The organism is Pseudomonas fungipugnans (genome assembly GCF_029955235.1).
Taxonomy (GTDB): domain Bacteria; phylum Pseudomonadota; class Gammaproteobacteria; order Pseudomonadales; family Pseudomonadaceae; genus Aquipseudomonas; species Aquipseudomonas fungipugnans.
Window position 1 is genome coordinate 887,303 of the sequence record NZ_JARBWL010000002.1, and the last position, 23,543, is coordinate 910,845.

Here is a 23,543-nt window from a genome sequence, read left to right on the forward strand (position 1 = left end):
GCAGGGTTCCTCACTGTCGCATTGCAAAAACTTGCAACAATGATAAACGATATTGTTTCTCAAGTGCGCCTTGCGGGCTGGTAGAGGGTTGGCCGAAGGTGGCTAGTGCGGGCTTTTGTGGCGAGGGAGCTTGCTCCCGTTCGGCTGCGAAGCAGTCGTAAAACCGGATCATAAGGTTTATCGGGAGGGGGAGGGGGCCGCTTCGCACCCCAGCGGGAGCAAGCTCCCTCGCCACAAAAAAGCGGTGCCGAAGGATTTTTTCAGGCCAGAAACGCAAAAACCCGCTTTCGCGGGTTTTTGTGAAATCCAAGGCCGAAACCTTGAATTTGAATTGGTGCCCAGAAGAAGACTCGAACTTCCACGACCTTGCGGTCACCAGCACCTGAAGCTGGCGTGTCTACCAATTTCACCATCTGGGCATAATCTTCAGCGTTGCCGCTGTTGATGTGGCGCACTATACGGAGAGCTTTTTGATCTGTAAACCCCTGATTTAATTTTAATAAATCAGACGCTTATAATGCAAAAACCCGCTTTCGCGGGTTTTTGTGTGAGCCTTGAAATTGATCTAATCTCAAGCTCGAAATTGGTGCCCAGAAGAAGACTCGAACTTCCACGACCTTGCGGTCACCAGCACCTGAAGCTGGCGTGTCTACCAATTTCACCATCTGGGCAGCATCGGCAGCGCGTCTGCGTTGTCGATGGCGCGCACTATACGGAGCGCCTTTTTAACTGTAAACCCCTGTCGTCGAAAAAAATTGGAAAATGTTCCCAGCGGTCTTTAAATCAACGTTGCGGTGTCGATAAAGGGCTTTAGAAGGGGCTTCACAGAGTGAAATTTCCCGTTTCATTACGCCTATGCCAAACTAACCCGCATATAGACAAGGTGAAAACTCTCTAATGGCCGATTGGCAGTCCCTCGATCCCGAGGCCGCTCGTGAAGCGGAAAAATATGAAAACCCTATTCCTAGCCGCGAACTGATCCTTCAGCACCTTGCTGATCGAGGTTCGCCTGCTAACCGCGAGCAACTGGTCGAAGAGTTTGGTCTGACCACAGAAGACCAGATCGAAGCCCTGCGCCGCCGCCTGCGCGCCATGGAGCGCGATGCTCAGCTCATCTATACCCGTCGCGGCACGTACGCGCCGGTAGACAAGCTCGACCTGATCCTGGGCCGCATCAGCGGTCACCGTGACGGTTTCGGCTTCCTGATCCCGGACGACGGCAGTGACGACCTGTTCATGAGCCCGGCGCAAATGCGTCTGGTGTTCGACGGCGACCGTGCCCTGGCCCGTGTTTCCGGTTTGGATCGTCGCGGTCGCCGCGAAGGCGTGATCGTTGAAGTGGTGTCCCGTGCTCACGAGAGCATCGTCGGGCGCTACTTCGAAGAGGGCGGTATCGGCTTCGTTGTCGCCGATAACCCGAAGATCCAGCAGGAAGTGCTGGTCACCCCGGGCCGTAACGCCAATGCCCAGGTCGGTCAGTTCGTCGAAGTGAAGATCACTCACTGGCCGACGCCACGCTTCCAGCCGCAAGGCGACGTGGTTGAAGTGGTGGGTAACTACATGGCACCGGGCATGGAAATCGACGTTGCCCTGCGCACCTACGATATCCCGCACGTCTGGCCCGAGGCTGTGCTCAAGGAAGCCGCCAAGCTCAAGCCTGAAGTCGAGGAAAAGGACAAAGAGAAGCGCATCGACCTGCGCCATCTGCCGTTCGTCACCATCGACGGCGAAGATGCTCGCGACTTCGATGATGCGGTCTACTGCGAAGCCCGTCCGGGCAAGCTGCGCCTGTTCTCCGGCGGCTGGAAGTTGTACGTGGCAATTGCCGACGTCTCCAGCTACGTGAAGCTCGGTTCGGCGCTGGACAACGAAGCTCAGGTTCGCGGCAACTCGGTGTACTTCCCCGAGCGCGTGATTCCGATGCTGCCTGAGCAACTGTCCAACGGCCTGTGCTCGCTCAATCCCCAGGTTGATCGTCTGGCCATGGTGTGCGAGATGACCATCTCCAAGTCTGGCGAGATGACCGACTACTGCTTCTACGAAGCGGTGATTCACTCCCATGCCCGTCTGACCTACAACAAGGTCAGCGCGATGCTGGAAACGCCGAAAGTGACCGAGGCGCGTCAGCTTCGTGGCGAGTACAGTGATGTGGTTCCGCACCTCAAGCAGCTTTACGCACTTTACAAAGTGCTGCTGGCCGCTCGTCACGTACGTGGCGCGATCGATTTCGAAACGCAGGAAACCCGAATCATCTTCGGGACCGAGCGCAAGATTGCAGAAATCCGTCCGACCACCCGTAACGACGCGCACAAGCTGATCGAGGAATGCATGCTGGCGGCCAACGTGGCCACCGCTGAATTCCTGAAAAAGCACGAAATTCCGGCGCTGTATCGCGTCCACGATGGTCCGCCACCGGAGCGTCTGGAAAAACTGCGCGCCTTCCTCGGCGAGCTCGGGCTGTCCCTGCACAAAGGCAAGGACGGCCCGTCGCCGAAGGATTATCAGGCCTTGCTGGCAAGCATCAAGGATCGTCCGGATTTCCACCTGATCCAGACCGTCATGCTGCGTTCGTTGAGTCAGGCGGTGTACAGCGCCGATAACCAGGGCCACTTCGGCCTGAATTACGAAGCCTATACCCACTTCACTTCGCCGATCCGCCGCTACCCGGACCTGCTCACGCACCGGGCGATCCGTAGCGTGATCCACTCGAAACAGGACACCCCGCACGTTCGCCGTGCCGGTGCGATGACGATTCCGAAAGCGCGCATCTATCCGTACGACGAAGCAGCGCTGGAGCAACTCGGCGAGCAGTGCTCAATGAGCGAGCGCCGCGCCGACGAAGCGACCCGCGACGTCGTGAACTGGCTCAAGTGCGAGTTCATGAAGGACCGCGTGGGCGAGTCGTTCCCGGGTGTGATCACCGCCGTGACCGGTTTTGGCCTGTTCGTCGAGCTGACCGATATCTACGTCGAAGGCCTGGTGCACGTCACCGCGCTGCCGGGTGATTACTACCACTTCGATCCTGTGCACCACCGCCTCGCCGGTGAGCGCACCGGTCGCAGCTTCCGTTTGGGCGATACCGTTGAAGTGCGCGTGATGCGCGTTGACCTCGACGAGCGCAAGATCGACTTCGAGATGGCTGAAAAGACCATCAGCGCGCCAATCGGCCGCAAGAAGCGCGGAGCTGAAACGTCGGCACCTGCCGCTTCTACTGCCAAAACCGCAGCAGAGCCGGCGCCGGCGAAAACCGGTCGTCGCCCTGCCAAGGAGAAGGCTGTCGAAGCCTATCGTCCGAGCGATGCCGCGGCAAAAAATGCCGAGCTGCGCAAAAGCCGCGAAATGAAACAGGCGTTGCTGTCTGAAGCAAAAAGCGGTGGTAAAGCGGCGTCTGGGGGAAAGGCCGGGCGGTCGGCGCCTGAAAAGGCCTCCGGCGGCAAGCCAGCCAAACCGAGCAAACACCGTAAAGGCCCGCCGAAAGCGGGCTCGGCTCCAGCCAAAAGTGGCGGGGCGCGTAAACCAAAGGCCAAGTCATGAGTCAGCTGGAAAAAATCTACGGCGTGCACGCCGTAGAGGCGCTGTTGCGCCATCACCCTAAACGCGTCAAGCAGATCTGGCTGGCCGAAGGCCGCAGCGATCCGCGTGTGCAAACGCTGATCGAACTGGCCAACGAAAACCGCGTGGCCGTTGGCAATGCCGAGCGTCGCGAGCTGGATGCGTGGGTTGAAGGTGTACACCAGGGCGTGGTGGCGGACGTGAGTCCGAGCCAGGTCTGGGGCGAGGCGATGCTCGACGAGCTGCTTGATCGCACCGACGGTGCACCGCTGCTGCTGGTGCTCGACGGCGTGACCGATCCGCACAACCTGGGCGCTTGCCTGCGCTCGGCCGATGCGGCCGGCGCACTGGCGGTGATCGTGCCGAAGGACAAGTCAGCCACCCTGACCCCGACCGTACGCAAAGTCGCCTGTGGCGCAGCGGAAGTGATTCCCCTGGTGGCCGTGACCAACCTGGCGCGCACCCTGGAAAAACTCAAGCAGCGCGGCCTGTGGGTTGTCGGTACGGCGGGCGAGGCCGAGCAGAGCCTGTATCAGCATGACATGACCGGGCCAACCATCCTGATCATGGGCGCCGAAGGCAGCGGCATGCGTCGCCTGACTCGCGATCTTTGCGACTACCTGGTGCACTTGCCGATGGCAGGCAGCGTCAGCAGCCTGAACGTGTCGGTAGCGACCGGCGTGTGCCTGTTCGAGGCCCAGCGCCAGCGTAGCGTCAAGGCTGTCACCAAGAAGTCCTGAGTCGTACACGATCCAAATGTGGGAGCGGGCTTGCTCGCGAAAGCGCAGTCTCATTCAGCAAATAGGTTGGATGTGATTCCGCATTCGCGAGCACGCCCGCTCCCACAGTGGTTTGTGGTGGGGCAAAGATGGGTGGTATGAACCAGCTGTTCAAATAATCACCAATTGCCTTGCACCTCTCCCGTCCCTTCTCTACAATTGCGCCCCTTGCTGTGATGGCAGGCACCAACGTGTCTAGCGTCCGCAAGTCCATTAGTGTCATTCACTCCTTGTCTGACCGCTTTTGAGCGGCAGGCTACAACCCGTAAGGAGCATTCATGCGTCATTACGAAATCATCTTTTTGGTCCACCCGGATCAAAGCGAGCAAGTCGGCGGCATGGTAGAGCGTTACACCAAGCTGATCGAAGAAGACGGCGGCAAAATCCACCGTCTGGAAGATTGGGGCCGTCGTCAACTGGCCTACGCAATCAACAATGTTCACAAGGCTCACTACGTGATGCTGAACGTTGAGTGCACTGGCAAGGCCCTGGCCGAGCTGGAAGACAACTTCCGCTACAACGATGCAGTGATCCGTAACCTGGTCATCCGTCGCGAAGAAGCCGTTACTGGCCAATCCGAGATGCTCAAGGCTGAAGAAAACCGCAGTGAGCGCCGTGAGCGTCGCGACCGTCCTGAGCACTCCGACGCCGAAGGCGTTGACAGTGATGACAGCGACAACAGCGATAACGCTGACGAGTAATCCACGGACCTTTTAAGGAGCCTATCAAATGGCACGTTTCTTCCGTCGTCGTAAATTCTGCCGCTTCACCGCTGAAGACGTGAAAGAGATCGATTACAAAGATCTCAACACTCTGAAAGCCTACGTATCCGAGACCGGCAAAATTGTTCCTAGCCGTATCACCGGTACCAAAGCTCGTTATCAGCGTCAGCTGGCCACCGCTATCAAGCGCGCCCGCTTCCTGGCCCTGCTGGCCTACACCGACAGCCACGGCCGCTGAGACCGGGCAGTCGACACGTAGCAAAGGATTGAATGCATGCGCGCCATAGCTGAGTTCATCATGCGCGGCCGTATGCAGGCCACTCTCGTAGTGGCTGGATGCGCGGCATTGCCGTTGTTGTATTGGTTGGGTGCTGCTGCCGGATGCCTTGTGCTCCTGCGGCGCGGATTGAAGGACGCTCTTGGCGTTCTTGCTCTGGGACTGCTGCCGGCATTGATCTGGTGGCTGAAGTTCGATGATCCACGTGCACTTCTGGTGCTGCTGGGGTCTTCGAGCCTTGCGTTGGTTTTGCGCGCAAGCGAGTCCTGGAACCGCGTGCTGCTGGTCAGCATAGCGATGGGAGTGGTGTTTTCGGTGGTGCTGGGGACTGCTTATGCTCCCCAAATCGAGATGCTGGCGCAGGCCTTGATAAAGGTCATGCCGTCGCTACTCGGTGATGTCTACCAGAAGTTGTCGGTAGACGAGCAAGCGCATTTTGCGTCCCTGATTGCACCGGTCCTGACCGGCCTGATTGCGGCTTTGTTGCAAATCGTCAGTGTGCTGAGCCTGATTGTCGGGCGCTACTGGCAGGCGTTGTTGTACAACCCGGGTGGTTTTGGTCGCGAGTTTCGCGCCATCCGAATCCCGCTTTTACCAGCGATGTTGCTGCTGGCGTTGATGCTGCTGGGGCCGAACTTCGGTCCACAGATGGCCATGTTGACGCCGTTGTGCAGTGTACCGTTGGTGTTCGCCGGGCTGGCCCTGATTCACGGGCTGGTGGCACAAAAGCGACTGGCCGGATTCTGGCTGGTGGGGTTGTACGTGACGCTGTTGCTGTTCATGCAGCTGATCTATCCGTTGCTGGTGGTCTTGGCCATCGTCGACAGCCTGATTGATTTTCGCGGTCGTCTGGCGCCGAAAGACGCCGATAACGCGAACGGTGAAGGTTAAAAGTTAAGAGGATTTTCACATGCAACTGATCCTTCTGGAAAAAGTCACCAACCTGGGCAACCTGGGTGACAAAGTGAACGTTAAGGCTGGTTACGGTCGTAACTACCTGCTGCCTTACGGCAAAGCCACCGCTGCGACCCCTGCCAACCTGGCAGCGTTCGAAGAGCGTCGCGCTGAGCTGGAAAAAGCCGCAGCAGACCGTAAAACTTCGGCTGAAAGCCGTGCCGCCCAACTGGCTGAGCTGGAAGTGACTATCACTGCCACCGCTGGTGACGAAGGCAAGCTGTTCGGTTCGATCGGTACTCACGACATCGCTGATGCACTGACCGCCTCTGGCGTTGAAGTTGCAAAAAGCGAAGTTCGTCTGCCGAACGGCACCATCCGCAACGTAGGCGAATTCGACGTAGCCGTGCACCTGCACGCCGAAGTTGAAGCCACCGTACGCGTTGTCGTGGTAGCAGCTTAAGCAACACTTGATCGGCTGGCACCCTCGGGTGCTTGTCGGTAACATCGGGCACGATCCTGTTTACAGGTCGTGCCCTTTGTCTTTCTGCAGTTCCTGATTTTCACAAAACTATTCAAGTGGCCATGAACGATATCTCCGCACCCGAGCAATACGATCTGCAAACCGCTTCCCTGAAAGTGCCGCCGCACTCCATCGAGGCCGAACAGGCTGTGCTCGGTGGTCTGATGCTGGACAACAACGCCTGGGAACGCGTGCTTGATCAGGTCTCGGACGGCGATTTCTATCGACATGACCACCGCCTGATCTTCCGTGCGATCGCCAAACTGGCGGACCAGAACTCGCCTATCGACGTCGTGACCCTGGCCGAGCAATTGGACAAGGAAGGTCAGACTTCGCAAGTTGGCGGCCTCGGTTACCTTGGCGAGCTGGCAAAAAACACGCCGTCTGTCGCCAACATCAAGGCGTATGCCCAGATCGTCCGCGCGCGGGCAACCTTGCGGCAACTGATCGGCATTGCTTCCGAAATTGCCGACAGCGCCTTCAACCCTGAAGGCCGCACAGCTGAAGAGATTCTCGACGAAGCCGAGCGACAGATCTTCCAGATCGCCGAGGCCCGGCCAAAAACCGGCGGCCCGGTGAGTGTGAATGACCTGCTGACCAAGGCCATCGACCGCATCGACACCCTGTTCAATACCGACAACGCCATTACCGGCCTGTCCACCGGCTACACCGACCTCGACGGGATGACCAGCGGTCTGCAACCGTCTGACCTGATCATCGTCGCCGGCCGTCCGTCCATGGGTAAAACCACCTTTGCGATGAATCTGGTGGAAAACGCGGTGCTGCGCAGCGACAAGTGCGTGCTGGTGTACTCGCTCGAGATGCCAGGCGAATCGCTGATCATGCGTATGTTGTCGTCCCTGGGTCGTATCGACCAGACCAAGGTCCGTGCCGGTCGCCTGGACGACGACGATTGGCCGCGCCTGACTTCCGCGGTCAACCTGCTTAACGACCGCAAATTGTTCATCGACGATACGGCCGGTATCAGCCCCTCGGAAATGCGGGCACGAACCCGGCGCCTGGTGCGTGAGCACGGCGATGTTGCTCTGATCATGATCGACTACCTGCAATTGATGCAGATCCCGGGTTCAGGTGGCGACAACCGGACCAACGAGATTTCTGAAATCTCCCGTTCCCTGAAGGCCCTGGCCAAAGAGTTCAACTGCCCGGTAGTGGCGTTGTCCCAGCTCAACCGCTCCCTGGAGCAGCGCCCGAACAAACGCCCGATCAACTCCGACTTGCGTGAGTCCGGAGCCATCGAGCAGGATGCCGACGTCATCATGTTCGTGTACCGGGACGAGGTTTATCACCCGGAAACCGAGCACAAAGGCATCGCTGAAATCATCATCGGCAAGCAACGGAACGGCCCGATCGGCACCTCACGGCTGGCGTTCATCGGCAAGTACACCCGCTTCGAAAACCTGGCACCGGGCAGCTACAACTTCGACGACGAGTAACCTCGGCAAAAACCTGTGGCGAGGGAGCTTGCTCCCGCTCGACTGCGCCGCAGTCGCAAAGCCAGAGAATGCGATCTATCCGAAAAAATCAGATGCAGGTTTTGGGGCTGCTTCGCGGCCCAGCGGAAGCAAGCTCCCTCGCCACAGGGGCTGTGCAGGGTCTCAGGCTCTTCAAACAAACGGTTGCCGCAATTTCCGACTGTTGCAGTCGGAATTGGTTATTTTTTGTGCTATATTCCGCGCCCGCGATTTTTCATCTCAACACCGGTCACCGTCATGCAAACAGCCAAGCCGTTATTTGACTATCCCAAGTACTGGGCCGAATGTTTCGGTCCTGCGCCATTCCTGCCAATGAGCAGGGAGGAGATGGATCAGCTTGGCTGGGATTCGTGCGACATCATCATCGTCACCGGTGATGCGTACGTTGATCATCCGTCGTTCGGCATGGCGATCATCGGCCGGCTGCTGGAGTCCCAGGGCTTCCGCGTCGGGATCATTGCCCAGCCGAACTGGCAGTCCAAAGACGACTTCATGAAGCTCGGCGAGCCGAACCTGTTCTTCGGCGTCGCGGCCGGCAACATGGACTCGATGATCAACCGTTACACCGCCGACAAGAAAGTCCGCTCCGACGACGCCTACACCCCCGGTGGCATGGCGGGCAAGCGACCGGATCGCGCCAGCCTGGTCTACAGCCAGCGCTGCAAGGAAGCCTATAAAAACGTGCCGATCGTGCTCGGTGGCATCGAAGCCTCCCTGCGCCGTATCGCCCACTACGATTACTGGCAGGATCGCGTGCGCAACTCGATCCTGATCGACGCCTGCGCCGACATCCTGCTCTACGGCAACGCCGAGCGTGCAATTGTCGAAGTCGCCCAGCGTCTGTCCTACGGTCACAAGATCGAAGACATCACCGATGTACGCGGCACCGCGTTCATTCGTCGTGACACGCCAAAAGACTGGTACGAAGTCGATTCCACGCGCATCGACCGTCCGGGCAAGGTCGACAAGATCATCAACCCGTACGTCAACACCCAGGACACCCAGGCCTGCGCCATCGAGCAGGAAAAGGGGCCGGTTGAAGACCCGAGCGAAGCCAAGGTCGTGCAGATCCTGGCCAGCCCGAAGATGACCCGCGACAAGACCGTGATTCGTCTGCCGTCGGTGGAAAAGGTCCGTGGCGACGCGGTGCTCTATGCCCACGCCAACCGTGTGCTTCACCTCGAAACCAACCCGGGTAACGCCCGTGCGCTGGTGCAGAAACATGGCGAAGTCGACGTCTGGTTCAACCCGCCGCCGATTCCGATGACCACTGAAGAAATGGACTACGTGTTCGGCATGCCTTACGCACGGGTTCCGCACCCGGCGTACGGCAAGGAAAAAATCCCGGCCTACGACATGATCCGTTTCTCGGTGAACATCATGCGTGGCTGCTTTGGTGGCTGTACGTTCTGCTCGATCACCGAGCACGAAGGCCGGATCATCCAGAACCGTTCCGAAGAGTCGATCATTCGCGAAATCGAAGAGATCCGCGACAAGGTGCCAGGTTTTACCGGCGTCATTTCCGACCTCGGCGGCCCGACCGCGAACATGTACCGCATCGCCTGCAAGAGCCCGGAAATCGAATCCGCGTGCCGCAAGCCATCGTGCGTGTTCCCTGGCATCTGCCCGAACCTGAACACCGACCACTCATCGCTGATTCAGCTATACCGCAGCGCCCGTGCGCTGCCGGGTGTGAAGAAAATCCTGATCGCTTCCGGCCTGCGATACGACCTCGCGGTCGAGTCGCCGGAATACGTCAAGGAACTGGTCACTCACCACGTCGGTGGTTACCTGAAGATCGCCCCGGAACACACCGAGGAAGGTCCGCTCAACCAGATGATGAAACCGGGCATCGGCAGCTATGACAAGTTCAAGCGCATGTTCGAGAAGTACACCAAGGAAGCGGGCAAAGAGCAGTACCTGATTCCGTATTTCATCGCCGCCCACCCCGGCACCACTGACGAAGACATGATGAACCTGGCCCTGTGGCTCAAGGGCAACGGCTTCCGTGCCGACCAGGTGCAGGCGTTCTACCCGTCGCCGATGGCCACCGCCACCGCCATGTACCACTCGGGCAAGAACCCGCTGCGCAAGGTGACCTACAAGAGCGACTCGGTGACCATCGTCAAGAGCGAAGAGCAGCGTCGTCTGCACAAGGCGTTCTTGCGTTATCACGATCCGAAGGGCTGGCCGATGCTGCGTGAAGCGCTGACCCGCATGGGCCGCGCCGACCTGATCGGGCCGGGCAAGAACCAGTTGATCCCGCTGCACCAGCCGGCGACCGACAGCTATCAGAGTGCCCGTCGCAAGAACTCGACACCGGCTGGCAGCCATAAAGTGGCGGCAACCGAGAAGACCACCAAAATCCTGACCCAGCACACCGGCCTGCCGCCGCGTGCCAGCGATGGTGGCAACGCGTGGGACAAGCGCGAACAGGCCAAGGCTGCGGCGTTCGCCCGCAACCAGCAGGCCGCCAAGGATCGCAAGGACGCGGCCAAGGGCAAGGGCCCCAAACCCGCCCGCAAGCCGGTCGTACCGCGCTAAGCCGCGCTTGAGCTGAACAGAACGCCAACCTTCGGGTTGGCGTTTTGCGTTTCTGGCGGAGAAAAAACTGTATCAAGGTCAGACAGTGGGTTGGGGCAACTGGCCTCTTCGCGAGCAGGCTCGCTCCCACAGGGGGTGAGTGTGGAATACAAGATCTGTGTCCACTGAGGTGGGAAATGTGGTGGGGCAGTTGGCCTCTTCGCGGGCAAGCCCGATCCCACATGGGTGGAATACAAGATCTGTGTCCACTGAAGATCAACTGTGGGAGCGAGCCTGCTCGCGAAGAGGCCGGTACAGCCGCTGGAAATTCCGGCTGAGGGTCCCGGCTCGCCACATTTGCGTGCAATTGCCCCAAACCAATTTCCCGCCTCGCCCGATTTTGGTGCTGTACTGCCCTAAGCAAATCGGTGAAAGCGCCAGCCTGCGCGATGGCATAAGTCTTGCGCGCTTTCGAATACGCTTAGGGCTCGCAGGAGGCACGCCGTGTCGATTCATGTCGCATTGCATCACGTCACGCATTACCGCTACGACCGCGCCGTCGAGCTCGGTCCGCAGATCGTTCGCCTGCGCCCGGCCGCCCACAGTCGTACGCGGATACTCTCCTACGCGCTGAAAGTCTCGCCTGAGCAGCATTTCATCAACTGGCAGCAAGACCCTCAGGGCAACTACCTGGCGCGTCTGGTTTTCCCGGAAAAAACCACCGAGCTGCGGATCGAAGTCGACCTGTTGGCCGAGATGGCGGTGTTCAACCCGTTTGATTTTTTCCTTGAGCCCTATGCGGAAAAAATCCCCTTCAGCTACGCCGCCGACGAGCGCAAGGAGCTGGCACCGTACCTGGAAACCTTGCCCCTGACGCCGAAGTTCAAGGCATACCTGGATGGCATCGACCGCACGCCGCTGCCCGCCGTTGATTTTCTGGTGGCGCTCAACCAGCGCCTGAGCGAAGACATCGGCTACCTGATCCGCATGGAGCCCGGCGTGCAGACGCCTGAACACACCCTCGAACACGCCTCCGGCTCCTGCCGCGACTCCGCCTGGCTGTTGGTGCAGTTGCTGCGTAATCTCGGGTTGGCGGCGCGCTTCGTCTCCGGTTACCTGATTCAACTGACTGCTGACGTCAAAAGCCTCGACGGTCCTTCGGGCACCGAGGTGGACTTCACCGACCTGCACGCCTGGTGCGAAGTCTATTTGCCCGGTGCCGGCTGGATCGGCCTGGATGCGACTTCAGGGCTGTTTGCCGGCGAAGGACACATTCCGTTGGCCTGCAGTCCCGATCCGGGCTCTGCGGCACCGATCAGCGGCCTGGTGGAACCGTGCGAGTGCCAATTCACCCACGAAATGTCCGTGGAGCGGATTTGGGAAGCCCCACGGGTTACCAAGCCCTACACCGAAGAACAGTGGCTGGCGATACAGGCGCTGGGCCGGCAGATCGATGCCGACCTGCTCGAAGGCGATGTACGCCTGACCATGGGCGGCGAGCCGACCTTCGTCTCCATCGATGATCCGGACGGCGCCGAATGGAACACCGCCGCCCTCGGTCCGGACAAGCGTCGGCTCTCGGCCGAGCTGTTCCAGCGCATGCGCAAGCGCTACGCGCCCAAAGGCCTGGTGCACTTCGGTCAGGGCAAGTGGTATCCCGGTGAGCAACTGCCGCGTTGGTCGCTGAACTGCTACTGGCGCCGCGACGGTGTGCCGATCTGGCACAACAGCGCGCTGATTGCCGATGAGCAGCAAGACTATGGCGCCGATGGCGAACTGGCCGGGCGTTTTCTGGCAAGTGTCGCCGAGCGCCTGAAAATTCCCACACGCTTTGTGTTTCCAGCCTACGAAGATAATTTCTATTACCTGTGGCGCGAAGGCACATTGCCGCAGAACGTCACTGCCGAAGATTCTCGCCTGGAGGAGCCGCTGGAGCGTGCGCGACTGCGCAAGGTGTTCAGCCAGGGCCTGGACAAAGTCATAGGGCAGGTGCTGCCGCTGGCACGTACCGCCAAGGGCGATCAATGGCAGAGCGGGCGCTGGTATTTGCGCGAAGAACACTGCCGACTGGTGCCGGGGGATTCGCCATTGGGCTATCGCCTGCCGCTTGGTTCACAGCCTTGGGTGAAGGCGGCCGAGTATCCATTCATTCATCCGAATGATCCTAATCAGGACTTCCCGCCGCTGCCTGAGACCGCGCAACTGCAAAGCCAAGGACAGCCGGCCGTAGCCGATGAGCGCATGCCAAAGATCGACGAATCCGCCGACTGGCTGACCCGCACTGCGTTCTGCGCCGAGGCCCGGGAAGGGCGGCTGTATTTGTTCATGCCGCCGCTGGAGCAGGTCGAGGATTATCTGGCGCTGGTCGCCGCCATCGAAGCCACCGCCGAGGAATTGCATTGCCCGGTATTGCTGGAAGGCTATGAACCGCCGAGCGATCCGCGCCTGAGCAATTTTCGCATCACCCCCGATCCGGGCGTCATCGAGGTCAATGTGCAGCCGTCCGCGACCTGGGACGAGCTGGTGGAGCGCACCGAATTCCTCTACGAAGAGGCGCGCCAGACTCGCCTGACCACCGAGAAATTCATGATCGACGGCCGGCACACCGGTACCGGCGGCGGCAACCATTTTGTCCTCGGCGGTGCGACCCCGGCGGACTCGCCGTTTCTGCGCCGCCCTGACCTGCTGCGCAGCCTGATCAGTTACTGGCACAACCACCCGTCGCTGTCCTACCTGTTTTCCGGGTTGTTCATCGGGCCTACGTCTCAGGCTCCGAGGGTGGACGAGGCGCGCAACGATGCCTTGTACGAGCTGGAAATCGCTTTTGCCCAGATGCCGGAACCGGGTGAGGAATGCGCGCCGTGGCGGGTGGATCGCTTGCTGCGCAATCTGCTGATCGACGTCACCGGCAACACCCACCGCGCCGAATTCTGCGTCGACAAACTCTATTCGCCGGATGGCGCCACCGGGCGCCTTGGCTTACTGGAGTTGCGCGCCTTCGAGATGCCGCCCCACGCGCGCATGAGCCTGACTCAGCAGTTGTTGCTGCGGGCGCTGGTGGCGCGGTTCTGGCGCGAGCCGTACGCACCGCCGAAGCTGGCGCGCTGGGGCACGGAACTGCACGATCGCTTTTTACTGCCGCACTTTATCGAGCAGGATTTCGCTGACGTCATCGTCGAACTCAATGCCGCCGGTTATCCGCTGCGGGCCGAGTGGTTTGCCGCACATCTGGAGTTTCGTTTCCCCAAGGTCGGCGATTACGCCGTCAATGGCATCGAACTGGAAGTGCGGCAGGCGCTGGAGCCCTGGCATGTGCTGGGCGAGGAGGGCGCGGTGGGTGGCACGGTACGGTATGTCGATTCATCGCTGGAACGCTTGCAGGTCAAGCTCAGCGGCCTGGCACCGCAGCGTTATCTGCTGACCTGTAATGGCATTGCGGTACCGCTGCAACCGACAGGGCGTGTGGGCGAATTTGTTGCCGGCGTGCGCTTTCGCGCCTGGCAACCGGCCAACTGCCTGCAACCGACGATCCCAGTTCACGCACCGCTGGTGTTCGACCTGCTCGACACCTGGATGCAACGCTCGCTGGGCGGCTGTCAGTACCACGTCGCCCATCCGGGTGGGCGTAATTACGACAGCTTGCCAGTGAACGCCAACGAGGCCGAAAGCCGGCGCATGGCGCGTTTCTTTCGCATCGGACACACGCCTGGGAAACTTCCGATACCTGATACGGAAATTAACGACGAGCTGCCGATGACACTCGATTTACGACGTTTCTAAGCCCTACACGTTACTCGGACGTTTCGTATATCCGGGCGTCACGAGCCTGCGTTAGTCTGACTGTTCCTTGCTGTCTGCCGAGTTTTCCATGCCTGACCTGCTCGACCGTTACCCGCTGACAGCGGGCACTTATCACGAACTGCTCGATGACAGCGGCGCGGTGCGCCCGCACTGGCGCCGCCTGTTCGACCAATTGCAACGCAGCACGCCGACACAATTGGTGCAGCGTCAGGCGCTGCTGACCCGCCAGATCCAGGAAAACGGCGTGACGTACAACGTCTACGCCGACCCCAAGGGGGCTGATCGGCCGTGGGAACTGGACCTGCTGCCGCATGTGATCGCCGCTGAAGAATGGCAGCAGCTGTCGGCGGGCATTGCCCAGCGGGCGCGTCTGCTCAATGCGGTGCTGGCGGACTTGTACGGCCCGCAACGCTTGATCGCCGAGGGCTTGCTGCCGGCGGAGCTGGTCTTCGGTCACAACAACTTCCTCTGGCCCTGCCAGGGCATTGCGCCGCCCGACGGGGCCTTTCTGCATCTGTACGCCGTGGATCTGGCACGCGCGCCGGACGGTCGCTGGTGGGTCACGGCAGACCGCACACAGGCGCCTTCCGGGGCCGGGTATGCGTTGGAAAATCGCACCATCGTGTCCCGGGCCTTTCCCGAGTTGTACCGCGATCTGAAAGTGCAGCACCTGGCGGGTTTTTTCCGCACCTTGCAGGAAACCCTGGCCCGTCAGGCGCCGAGCGACGACGACGCGCCACTGGTGGTGCTGCTGACGCCGGGGCGCTTCAACGAAAGCTATTTCGAACATCTGTACCTGGCGCGCCAGCTCGGTTATCCGCTGGTCGAAGGCGGCGACCTGACGGTGCGCGACGCCACGGTCTACCTGAAAACCCTGAGCGGCCTGCGCCGGGTTCACGCGATCATGCGTCGGCTGGACGATGATTTCTGCGACCCGCTGGAGTTGCGTACCGACTCGGCGCTCGGCGTGCCGGGCCTGCTCGAAGCTGTGCGTCAGGGGCGGGTGTTGGTGGCCAATGCCCTGGGCAGCGGCGTGCTGGAGTCGCCGGGGCTGCTGGGTTTTCTGCCGAGGATCAATCAATTCCTGTTTGGTGAAGAACTGATCCTGCCGTCCATTGCCACCTGGTGGTGCGGTGAAGCGCCGGTGCTGGCCCAGGCCCTGGAAAAACTGCCCGAGCTGCTGATCAAACCGGCGTTTCCATCACAGAGCTTTGCGCCGGTATTTGGTCGTGACTTGAGTGAAAAACAGCGCCAGGCGCTCGCCGAGCGCATGCAGGCGCGACCTTATGCCTATGTGGCGCAAGCATTGGCCCAGCTTTCACAGGCACCGATCTGGCAGCCGGAGGACGGTCAGCTGCAACCCCGCGCCATCGGCATGCGTGTCTACGCGGTCGCCAGCCAGGACGGTTATCGGGTGCTGCCCGGTGGCCTGACCCGTGTGGCTGCCGAAGTGGACGCGGAAGTGGTGTCGATGCAACGCGGCGGTGCCAGCAAAGACACCTGGGTGTTGGGTGAGCGGGCGCCGAGCGGCGAACAATGGAAAACCCAGCGCGCAATCGGCGTCCATGACCTGGTTCGGCGCGACCCGTATTTGCCATCGAGGGTGGTGGAAAACCTGTTCTGGTTCGGCCGTTACTGTGAACGTTGTGATGACAGCGCGCGGCTGCTGCGGATCATGCTCGCACGTTATGTGGATGGCGACGACCCGCAAGCCTTGCAGGCCGCCGTCGACCTTGGCGAGCGTCTGCACCTGTTGCCGGACGAGGGCGAATTGCCGGAGCGTCTGCTGGCCGCTTTGCTCGGTGATGACTGGCCGTTCAGCCTGCGTTCCAACCTGCAACGCCTGCAATGGGCCGCCTCGCAAGTGCGCGGCAAGCTGTCGCGGGAAAACTGGCAGGCGCTGGTGGAGTTGCAACGCGAGGCCCTGGAGTTGGAAACCGAGGAGCCGGACTTCGGTGAGCTGTTGGACTTCCTCAACCGACTGGTAATGTCTTTGGCGGCGCTGTCCGGTTTTGCCCTGGACGACATGACGCGAGATGAAGGCTGGCGTTTCCTGATGATTGGCCGGCGGATCGAACGTCTGCAGTTTCTCAGCGCCAGCCTCGCGGCGTTTTTGCGGGGTACGGGGCCCTTTGATCAGGCCGGGCTGGAGTGGCTGCTGGAGCTGGGCAACAGCAGCATCACCTACCGCTCGCGGTATCTGGCGGTGGCGCAATTGATTCCGGTACTAGACCTGTTGCTGCTGGACGAGCAGAACCCCCACGCAGTGCTGTTCCAGTTGAAACTGGTGACCCGCACCTTGAAACGCCTGAACGACGACTTTGGTGCGCCCCGTGAGACCGGTTTGCCGCAATGGGTAGAGCGTCTGGCACGCTTCGATCTCGGCTGTCTGGAAAATCCGCTGTTCGGCGAGGCCAGTGTCCACGCCGCCATCGAGGGGCTGGCGGACTTGCTGCAAGAGATCGCCGATGCCAGCGGCCAGGTGTCAGACCGTCTGGCCTTGCGCCATTTCGCCCATGTCGATGATGTCAGCCAACGCACGGTGTCCGTCTGATGAGTGCCCGTTACCAGATTTTCCACGACACGCATTACCACTACGACAGCCCGGTGTCGCTGGCTCAGCAACTGGCCCATCTGTGGCCACGGGCCTGCGACTGGCAGCGCTGCACCACGCAGCAATTGCTGATCAGCCCGGAGCCGACATCGCGCCGGGATGAACTGGATGTGTTTGGCAATCCGCTGACCCGGCTGGCGTTCGAGCGGCCCCATGATGAGTTGCTGGTGAATGCCCAACTGAGCGTCGAGGTGCTGGCTCGTCCGGTGCTGGATTTCAACCAGTCACCGGCGTGGGAGTCCACTCGCAGTGCGCTGACGTACAGCGGCCAGCCCCTGTCGCAGGGGGTGCTGGAAGCCTGTCGTTACCGGTTTGAATCGCCTTATGTGCATTTGAAACGCAGTTTCGTCGAGTTTTCCGAGAGCTGTTTTCCACCCGGTCGTCCGCTGTTGCTGGGCGTCCAGGCGCTGATGCAGAAGATCTTCAGCGAGTTCACCTTCGATGCCGAAGCCACTCAGGTGGCAACGCCGCTGGTGGAAGTGCTGGAGCGGCGGCGCGGGGTGTGTCAGGACTTCGCCCACCTGATGCTCGCGTGTGTGCGATCCCGTGGGCTGGCGGCGCGCTATGTCAGCGGTTACCTGCTGACCCAGCCGCCACCGGGCCAGCCACGCTTGATTGGCGCCGATGCGTCGCATGCCTGGGTGTCGGTGTTTTGCCCGGTGCTGGGTTGGGTGGATTTTGACCCGACCAATAACGTGCAACCGGCGCTGGAGCACATCACCTTGGCCTGGGGCCGGGATTTTTCCGATGTATCGCCGTTGCGCGGGGTGATTCTGGGGGGCGGCAGCCATGATCCTGAGGTTCGGGTGACGGTGATGCCATTGGATTGATTGACACAAACTCTGTGGGAGCGAGCCTGCTCGCGAAAGCTATCTTCCAGTCACATCAATGCTGAATGTGCCGCCGCTTTCGCGAGCAGGCTCGCTCCCACAGGGGTGATGCGTTGAATTCGATGTTGAGGACTTATCCATGTACCCGGTTTCAATCAAAGGCGTCCTGCAATCCCCCGATGGCCTCATCGTCTTGATGCTCAACGAGCGCGACGAATGGGAGTTGCCGGGTGGACGAATCGAACTGGGCGAGACAGCGCCACAGTGTCTGGCACGGGAAATCGTCGAAGAACTGGACGTTGAAGTGAGGGTCGGCGAGCCGCTGGATTCGTATCTGTTCGAGGTCATCCCCGGCAAGCACGTATTCATTTCCACCTACCGCTGCCAGTTGCTGGGCGGTTTTGTGCCGACGGTCAGTCATGAACACAAGGAAATCGGGCTGTTCGATCCGGCGCAGTTGCCGGCCAATCTGCCCAAGGGGTATCGCGATTCGATCAACAAGGCGTTGGGCCTGTGAGGGTCAGCAGCAACGCTGCTGACCCTGGACACAGATCCGGTGGGCCTGATCAGATCATCGGGCCCTGAGGGTCTCAGGCGTCGGGCGCCTGATCTTTCGGTGCTTCAACATCATCGTCAGCGGCCACTTCACCTTCAGTTTCAGGGTTCAGTGCGGCTGCTTCTTCTTCAGCTGTAGCTTTCTTGCGCTGAAGCTTTTCCTCTTTCTTCTGCTCCTTGGCCAAGTCTCTCTGACGTTTGGCGAAGGAATAATTGGGTTTAGCCATGGGCGATCCTCTGGGGTCGAAGGTGAGGTTGAGCGGCGCATATTCTGCCCTGTATCGGTGCCGAGCCGTTAGCCGGGTTTTTGCTCCGTCCATTTTGGCTGGACCGAGGGTTGCCAGGCATCCAGCGCATCGAGCAGGGTTTGCGGCGATTCGCTCGTTTGCAGCATGTCACGGTGCGCTTCGCGAACGAAGCCTTCGCCGACGATATGATCAAGAAAACCGTTCAATTTGCGGTAAAAGCCGTTTACTTCGAGTAAACCGAGCGGTTTGCCGTGGTAGCCGAGCTGGCCCCAGGTCCAGACTTCAAACAGTTCTTCCAGCGTACCGAGGCCGCCGGGCAGCGCGATAAATGCGTCGCTGAGTTCGGCCATCCGCGCCTTGCGCGCATGCATGCCGTCCACCACTTCCAGGCGCGTCAGGCCGCTATGGCCGATTTCCTTGTCCTTGAGGCTTTGCGGGATGATCCCGATCACCTCGCCGCCGGCCGCCAGCGCAGCATCGGCGACAATCCCCATCAGCCCGACCGCGCCGCCGCCATAGACCAGGGTCAGCTTGCGTTCGGCCAATGCGCGCCCCAGGGCGACAGCCGCTTCACGATAAGCCGGGTGGGTGCCGGTGCTGGCACCGCAAAATACACAAACGGATGCGATAGACATGCCTTACTCCATGCTCAGGGTGAATACAGAGTAAAGGCAGGCGGGCCGCGCTCCAAGGGTCAAGCTTCGCGGCGAGGTGTTTCATAAGTGCCGCTGGCACCACAGGCGTAGGCGGCAAGCAAACTGCACAACAGGCTGTTGAAGGTCATGACCGGCACTCCAGGTGAGAGATGAGCCCTGAAGATACGGCGATGCCAAACGTCTGGCTGTTAGATTGTTTCGATGAGTGTCATAGCCTGAAAGTTGTATACAATTTTTGACCCAAGTCATAGGAACTTGCGAAGATTTCAGGCAGTCTTCTGTCCATTCTCGATTTCGTTAACCCTGCCTTGGAGATTCACCATGTTCGCCAAACTTGTTGCGGTATCCCTGCTGACGCTGGCCAGCAGCCAATTGATGGCTGCCGAAAAATGCGCAATCGACATCGATTCCACCGATCAAATGTCATTCAAGCTGCCGGGTGACGCAAAAGACTTCACCATCGACAAGAGCTGCAAGACGTTCACCGTGAACCTGGCTCACTCCGGCAGCTTGCCGAAAAACGTCATGGGCCATAACTGGGTCCTGAGTAAAGCGGCGGACATGGCCCCTATCGCCACCGACGGCATGGCTGCCGGTATCGACAAGAACTACCTGAAAGATGGCGATACTCGCATCATCGCTCACACCAAAATCATCGGTGCCGGCGAGAAAGATTCGGTGACCTTCGACGTGTCGAAGCTGACGGCTGGCGAAAGCTATGAGTTCTTCTGCTCGTTCCCGGGCCACAACTCGATGATGAGAGGCGCTGTTGTCCTGAAGTAATCGAATCTGGCTCATAAAAAAAGCGTCCACTCGGGACGCTTTTTTTGTGCCTGACGTTTGACCGCGTCATCGTTCTTCGCGAGCAGTACAGGCGACAACAGTTTCAAGGCGCAAACGGCATCACCCGCTTGTGATGGGTCTTTTTGTACGTATCACAAATGATCTTGAACGCCTCCTCACGCACCGCCTCGCCGTGCAAGAACGCATCGATCTCGGCATACGTCACGCCATGGGACGCTTCGTCTGGTTTGCCCGGCGACAAATCTTCCAGGTCGGCCGTCGGGATTTTCTCCACCAGCGACTCCGGTGCACCAAAGCTGCGGGCGATCGCTCGAACCTGATTTTTCACCAGACCGCTCAACGGGGCCAGGTCGCAGGCGCCATCACCGAACTTGGTGAAGAAGCCCATCACCGCCTCCGCCGCGTGATCAGTGCCGATCACCAGGCCATGGGCCGCGCCAGCAATGGTGTACTGGGCGACCATGCGCATCCGCGCCTTGGTGTTACCGAGCACGAAGTCCACCGACACTGCGTGCTTGCCTTCGAAGGCCGCCACTTCATTGGCCAGGGATTTGACCGCCGGGCCGATGTTGACCGTGTGGCGCTCGTCCGGGGCGATGAAATCCACCGAGGCTTGGGCGTCGTGTTCATCGAACTGCGTTTCGTACGGCAGGCGCACGGCGATGAACCTGTAGCCGTTGTCACCCGTGCGCTCGCGCAATTCACGCATGGCTCGCTGGGCCAGCAGGCCGGCGGTCAGGGAATCGACGCCACCGCTGATGCCCAGCACCAGGCTCTTGAGCCCGGAATTGACCAGGCAATCCTGAATGAAGGTGATCCGTCGGGCGACTTCAGCCGCCAGCGCGGCGTCGTTGGCGAACGGCGGTTGAACCTTGAGCTGATCAGCAATCTCACGCTGTACGGCTTGCATGAACTCACTCCTTGCTAGAAAGGGCAGGTACTTTGAAAACATGTCGCAAATAGGCGACGAAATTCGGGTCTTTGCAGTGAGTCTTGCCAGGCTCATCGGAAATCTTTGCCACGGGTTGGCCGTTGCAGGCCGTCATTTTAAGCACGATGCTCATCGGTTCAACACCGGGAATGTCACAGGTCAGGTTAGTGCCAATGCCGAAACTGACATTGATCCGACCGCGCAACGCCCGAAATATCTCCAGAGACCTGGGCAGCGTCAGGCTGTCGGAGAACACCAGGGTCTTGCTCATCGGGTCGATGCCGAGCTTGTGGTAGTGGGCGATGGCCTTTTCTGCCCAGAGCACCGGATCACCGGAGTCATGGCGCAGGCCGTCAAACAGCTTGGCGAAATACAGGTCGAAATCGCTCAGGAACGCATCAGTGGTGATGCAATCGGTCAGGGCGATGCCGAGCAGGCCACGGTACTCGCGAACCCAGCAATCGAGGGCGGCGATCTGGCTGTCGATCAGCCGTGGACCGAGCTGTTGATGGGCCATGATCCACTCGTGGGCCATGGTGCCCAGCGGCTTCATGTCCAGTTCCCGCGCCAGATGCACGTTACTGGTGCCGACAAAACGACCGGGGAAATCGTGCTTGAGCACATTCACCACTTCTTCCTGCACCCGGTACGAAAAGCGCCGACGGGTGCCGAAATCGGCTACCTGCAACTCGGACAATTCCTCGCTGCTGGCGTTGGCGCTCAGCCAGTCGAACTTGCGATACAGCTGCTCGCGGGCCTGCTCCAGCACCACTTCGCGGTAGCGATAGCGATTGCGCACTTCGCTGACGATCGCCAGCAGCGGCACTTCGAACAGAATCACATGCAGCCACGGCCCGCGCAGGCGGATAAACAGCTCGCCGTTTTCGATACCGGTGTGGACGTAGCGCAGGTTGAAGCGGAACAACCCGAGAAACCGCAGGAAATCCGGCTTCATGAAGCTGATGCGCTCCATGAAACTCAACTGATCTGCGCTAAGGCTCAGCTCGGCCAGACGCTCGATCTGAAAACGGATCTCCGCCAGATAAGGGCGCAGATCCTCGCTGTTACGGCAACGAAACTCCCATTCGACTTCCACGTTCGGGTAGTTGTGCAGCACCGCCTGCATCATCGTCAGTTTGTAGAAGTCGGTGTCGAGCAGGTTCTGCACGATGCGATCGCCAAATACGCTCTCGCTCATAACGGGGTTCTCCAGGCTGGCCGCGGTTTGTGGCCTTTGCAGCTGTTTCAATGAAGAGACTAGTGGCGCATATCAATGGCAGGTATTGCCAGTGATTTTTTAAACGACGCAGATCCCACATGTTCCGAGTACAGCCTCATATTTGTAACGGGCTATCAATCTGCTCCAACATCCACTTCACAAAATCCCGCACCTTGGGCACCTCCGCCGCATGCTCCGGATACGCCAGGTAATACGCATCAGAACTGGGCATCGCATGTTGCCAGGGGATGACCAGTTTGCCGTCGGCCAATTCTTCTTCCACCAGGAATCGTGGCAGCAGCGCCACGCCGCAGCCGACTTGTGCTGCGCGGATGCACATATAGAAGGTTTCGAAGCGCGGGCCGTGGTAGCTGTGTTCGGTGTGGTAGCCCTGGCTGTCGAACCAGTCGTGCCAGGCCTGGGGGCGGGAGGCGTTTTGCAGCAGGACCAGGTCGGTGAGTTGAGTCGGGTCGGTGAATGGCTGGTCCGGCAGGCTGCCGGGTGCGCAGACCGGCACCAGCTCTTCGCCGAACAGTTTCAGGCATTCAGTGCCCGGTCGTGAGCCTTGGCCGAAATAGAACGCCAGGTCGCTACGGCCTTGCAGCAAGTCATCGGCTTCCTGTTCGTTGCACAAATCCAGATGAATAGAAGGATGACGCAAGCGCCAGCCCTTCAGGCGCGGCACCAGCCAGCGGGCGCCGAAGGTCGAGGGCGTGGAAACGCGCAAGACTTCGGTTTCGCCGCCGTAGGAACGCAGGTAGTGGGTCGACATCTCCACTTGCGTGAGGATTTTTCGCACCTCAACCAGGTACAAGTCGCCCGCTGGCGTCATTTGCAGGCGTCGACGCACCCGGCGAAACAGCAGGTGCTGCAACAGTTCTTCGAGTTGCGCGACCTGTTTGCTGACCGCGCTCTGGGTCAGGTTCAGCTCTTCGGCGGCCCGGGTGAAACTCAAATGCCGGGTCACGGCTTCGAAACACTGCAAAGCGGTAATCGAGGGCAAGTGGCGTTTATTCAGCATGGGTGGTCCCTTTTTCTTGTTTTCCTGCCGCCAGCAATGCGCAGCATGAATAAACGGAATGATATCTCGCTTAATGGTCGTTTGTTGGCGCATCAACG

Annotated in this window: 18 protein-coding genes and 2 tRNA genes; 13 read left to right on the forward strand and 7 right to left on the reverse strand. The window is 59.9% G+C overall.

Going from position 1 to position 23,543, the window contains the following annotated elements; translation table 11 throughout:
• Window positions 1-332: 332 nt before the first annotated feature.
• Window positions 333-419 (reverse strand) — tRNA-Leu (locus POF45_RS18910).
• A gap of 165 nt (window positions 420-584) precedes the next feature.
• Window positions 585-671, reverse strand: a tRNA-Leu gene (locus tag POF45_RS18915).
• Window positions 672-897: 226 nt separating this feature from the next.
• Here POF45_RS18915 and rnr point away from each other — a divergent pair.
• From rnr to POF45_RS18975, 12 genes are all read left to right on the forward strand, one after another.
• Window positions 898-3,534, forward strand: coding sequence for a ribonuclease R (gene rnr, locus POF45_RS18920; protein ID WP_259498776.1), 2,637 nt, complete (start codon window positions 898-900; stop codon window positions 3,532-3,534).
• The gene (gene rlmB, locus POF45_RS18925; protein ID WP_259498778.1) at window positions 3,531-4,292 is read left to right on the forward strand and encodes a 23S rRNA (guanosine(2251)-2'-O)-methyltransferase RlmB; all 762 of its coding nucleotides are present in this window, start codon (window positions 3,531-3,533) and stop codon (window positions 4,290-4,292) included. The genes rnr and rlmB overlap by 4 nt, the downstream gene beginning before the upstream one ends.
• Window positions 4,293-4,609: 317 nt before the next feature.
• The gene (rpsF, locus tag POF45_RS18930) at window positions 4,610-5,032 is read left to right on the forward strand and encodes a 30S ribosomal protein S6 (protein WP_007939579.1); all 423 of its coding nucleotides are present in this window, start codon (window positions 4,610-4,612) and stop codon (window positions 5,030-5,032) included.
• 28 nt (window positions 5,033-5,060) lie between these two features.
• Window positions 5,061-5,291 (forward strand): 30S ribosomal protein S18, encoded by a 231-nt coding sequence (gene rpsR, locus POF45_RS18935; protein ID WP_002551829.1) that lies wholly within the window; start codon window positions 5,061-5,063, stop codon window positions 5,289-5,291.
• Between the two features lie 36 nt (window positions 5,292-5,327).
• A complete protein-coding gene (locus POF45_RS18940) occupies window positions 5,328-6,221 on the forward strand; it encodes a YybS family protein (RefSeq protein ID WP_259498783.1) in 894 nt (297 codons plus the stop codon).
• Between the two features lie 19 nt (window positions 6,222-6,240).
• Window positions 6,241-6,687: a 50S ribosomal protein L9 gene (gene rplI / locus POF45_RS18945; RefSeq protein WP_008035347.1), complete on the forward strand. Its 447-nt coding sequence runs from the start codon at window positions 6,241-6,243 to the stop codon at window positions 6,685-6,687.
• Between the two features lie 122 nt (window positions 6,688-6,809).
• The gene (gene dnaB / locus POF45_RS18950) at window positions 6,810-8,204 is read left to right on the forward strand and encodes a replicative DNA helicase (RefSeq protein ID WP_259498786.1); all 1,395 of its coding nucleotides are present in this window, start codon (window positions 6,810-6,812) and stop codon (window positions 8,202-8,204) included.
• 276 nt (window positions 8,205-8,480) lie between these two features.
• Window positions 8,481-10,787, forward strand: a complete 2,307-nt coding sequence (locus POF45_RS18955; protein ID WP_259498788.1) for a YgiQ family radical SAM protein — start codon at window positions 8,481-8,483, stop codon at window positions 10,785-10,787.
• Between the two features lie 483 nt (window positions 10,788-11,270).
• A complete protein-coding gene (locus POF45_RS18960; protein ID WP_282316399.1) occupies window positions 11,271-14,546 on the forward strand; it encodes a transglutaminase family protein in 3,276 nt (1,091 codons plus the stop codon).
• 88 nt (window positions 14,547-14,634) lie between these two features.
• Window positions 14,635-17,121, forward strand: coding sequence for a circularly permuted type 2 ATP-grasp protein (locus tag POF45_RS18965; RefSeq protein WP_282316400.1), 2,487 nt, complete (start codon window positions 14,635-14,637; stop codon window positions 17,119-17,121).
• The gene (locus POF45_RS18970) at window positions 17,121-18,011 is read left to right on the forward strand and encodes a transglutaminase family protein (RefSeq protein ID WP_282316401.1); all 891 of its coding nucleotides are present in this window, start codon (window positions 17,121-17,123) and stop codon (window positions 18,009-18,011) included. Before POF45_RS18965 ends, POF45_RS18970 begins: the two co-directional genes overlap by 1 nt.
• Before the next feature lie 139 nt (window positions 18,012-18,150).
• Entirely contained in the window at window positions 18,151-18,528 is a 378-nt protein-coding gene (locus POF45_RS18975; protein ID WP_259498796.1) for an NUDIX hydrolase, read from the forward strand.
• Between the two features lie 73 nt (window positions 18,529-18,601).
• Here POF45_RS18975 and POF45_RS18980 read toward each other — a convergent pair whose 3' ends face one another.
• Together POF45_RS18980 and POF45_RS18985 are read right to left on the reverse strand one after the other, a co-directional pair.
• Window positions 18,602-18,793, reverse strand: a complete 192-nt coding sequence (locus POF45_RS18980; protein ID WP_282316403.1) for a hypothetical protein — start codon at window positions 18,791-18,793, stop codon at window positions 18,602-18,604.
• 68 nt (window positions 18,794-18,861) lie between these two features.
• Entirely contained in the window at window positions 18,862-19,449 is a 588-nt protein-coding gene (locus POF45_RS18985) for a cytokinin riboside 5'-monophosphate phosphoribohydrolase (RefSeq protein WP_259498800.1), read from the reverse strand.
• A gap of 342 nt (window positions 19,450-19,791) precedes the next feature.
• On the opposite strand from POF45_RS18985, the gene azu reads away from it, so the two are divergent.
• Entirely contained in the window at window positions 19,792-20,253 is a 462-nt protein-coding gene (gene azu, locus POF45_RS18990; RefSeq protein ID WP_259498802.1) for an azurin, read from the forward strand.
• 103 nt (window positions 20,254-20,356) lie between these two features.
• Here azu and nadE read toward each other — a convergent pair whose 3' ends face one another.
• From nadE to POF45_RS19005, 3 genes are all read right to left on the reverse strand, one after another.
• Window positions 20,357-21,184, reverse strand: coding sequence for an NAD(+) synthase (gene nadE / locus POF45_RS18995; protein ID WP_259498804.1), 828 nt, complete (start codon window positions 21,182-21,184; stop codon window positions 20,357-20,359).
• A 4-nt stretch (window positions 21,185-21,188) separates the two neighbouring features.
• A complete protein-coding gene (gene pncB / locus POF45_RS19000) occupies window positions 21,189-22,403 on the reverse strand; it encodes a nicotinate phosphoribosyltransferase (RefSeq protein ID WP_259498806.1) in 1,215 nt (404 codons plus the stop codon).
• 136 nt (window positions 22,404-22,539) lie between these two features.
• A complete protein-coding gene (locus POF45_RS19005) occupies window positions 22,540-23,445 on the reverse strand; it encodes a LysR family transcriptional regulator (RefSeq protein WP_259498808.1) in 906 nt (301 codons plus the stop codon).
• Between the last annotated feature and the right edge of the window lie 98 nt (window positions 23,446-23,543).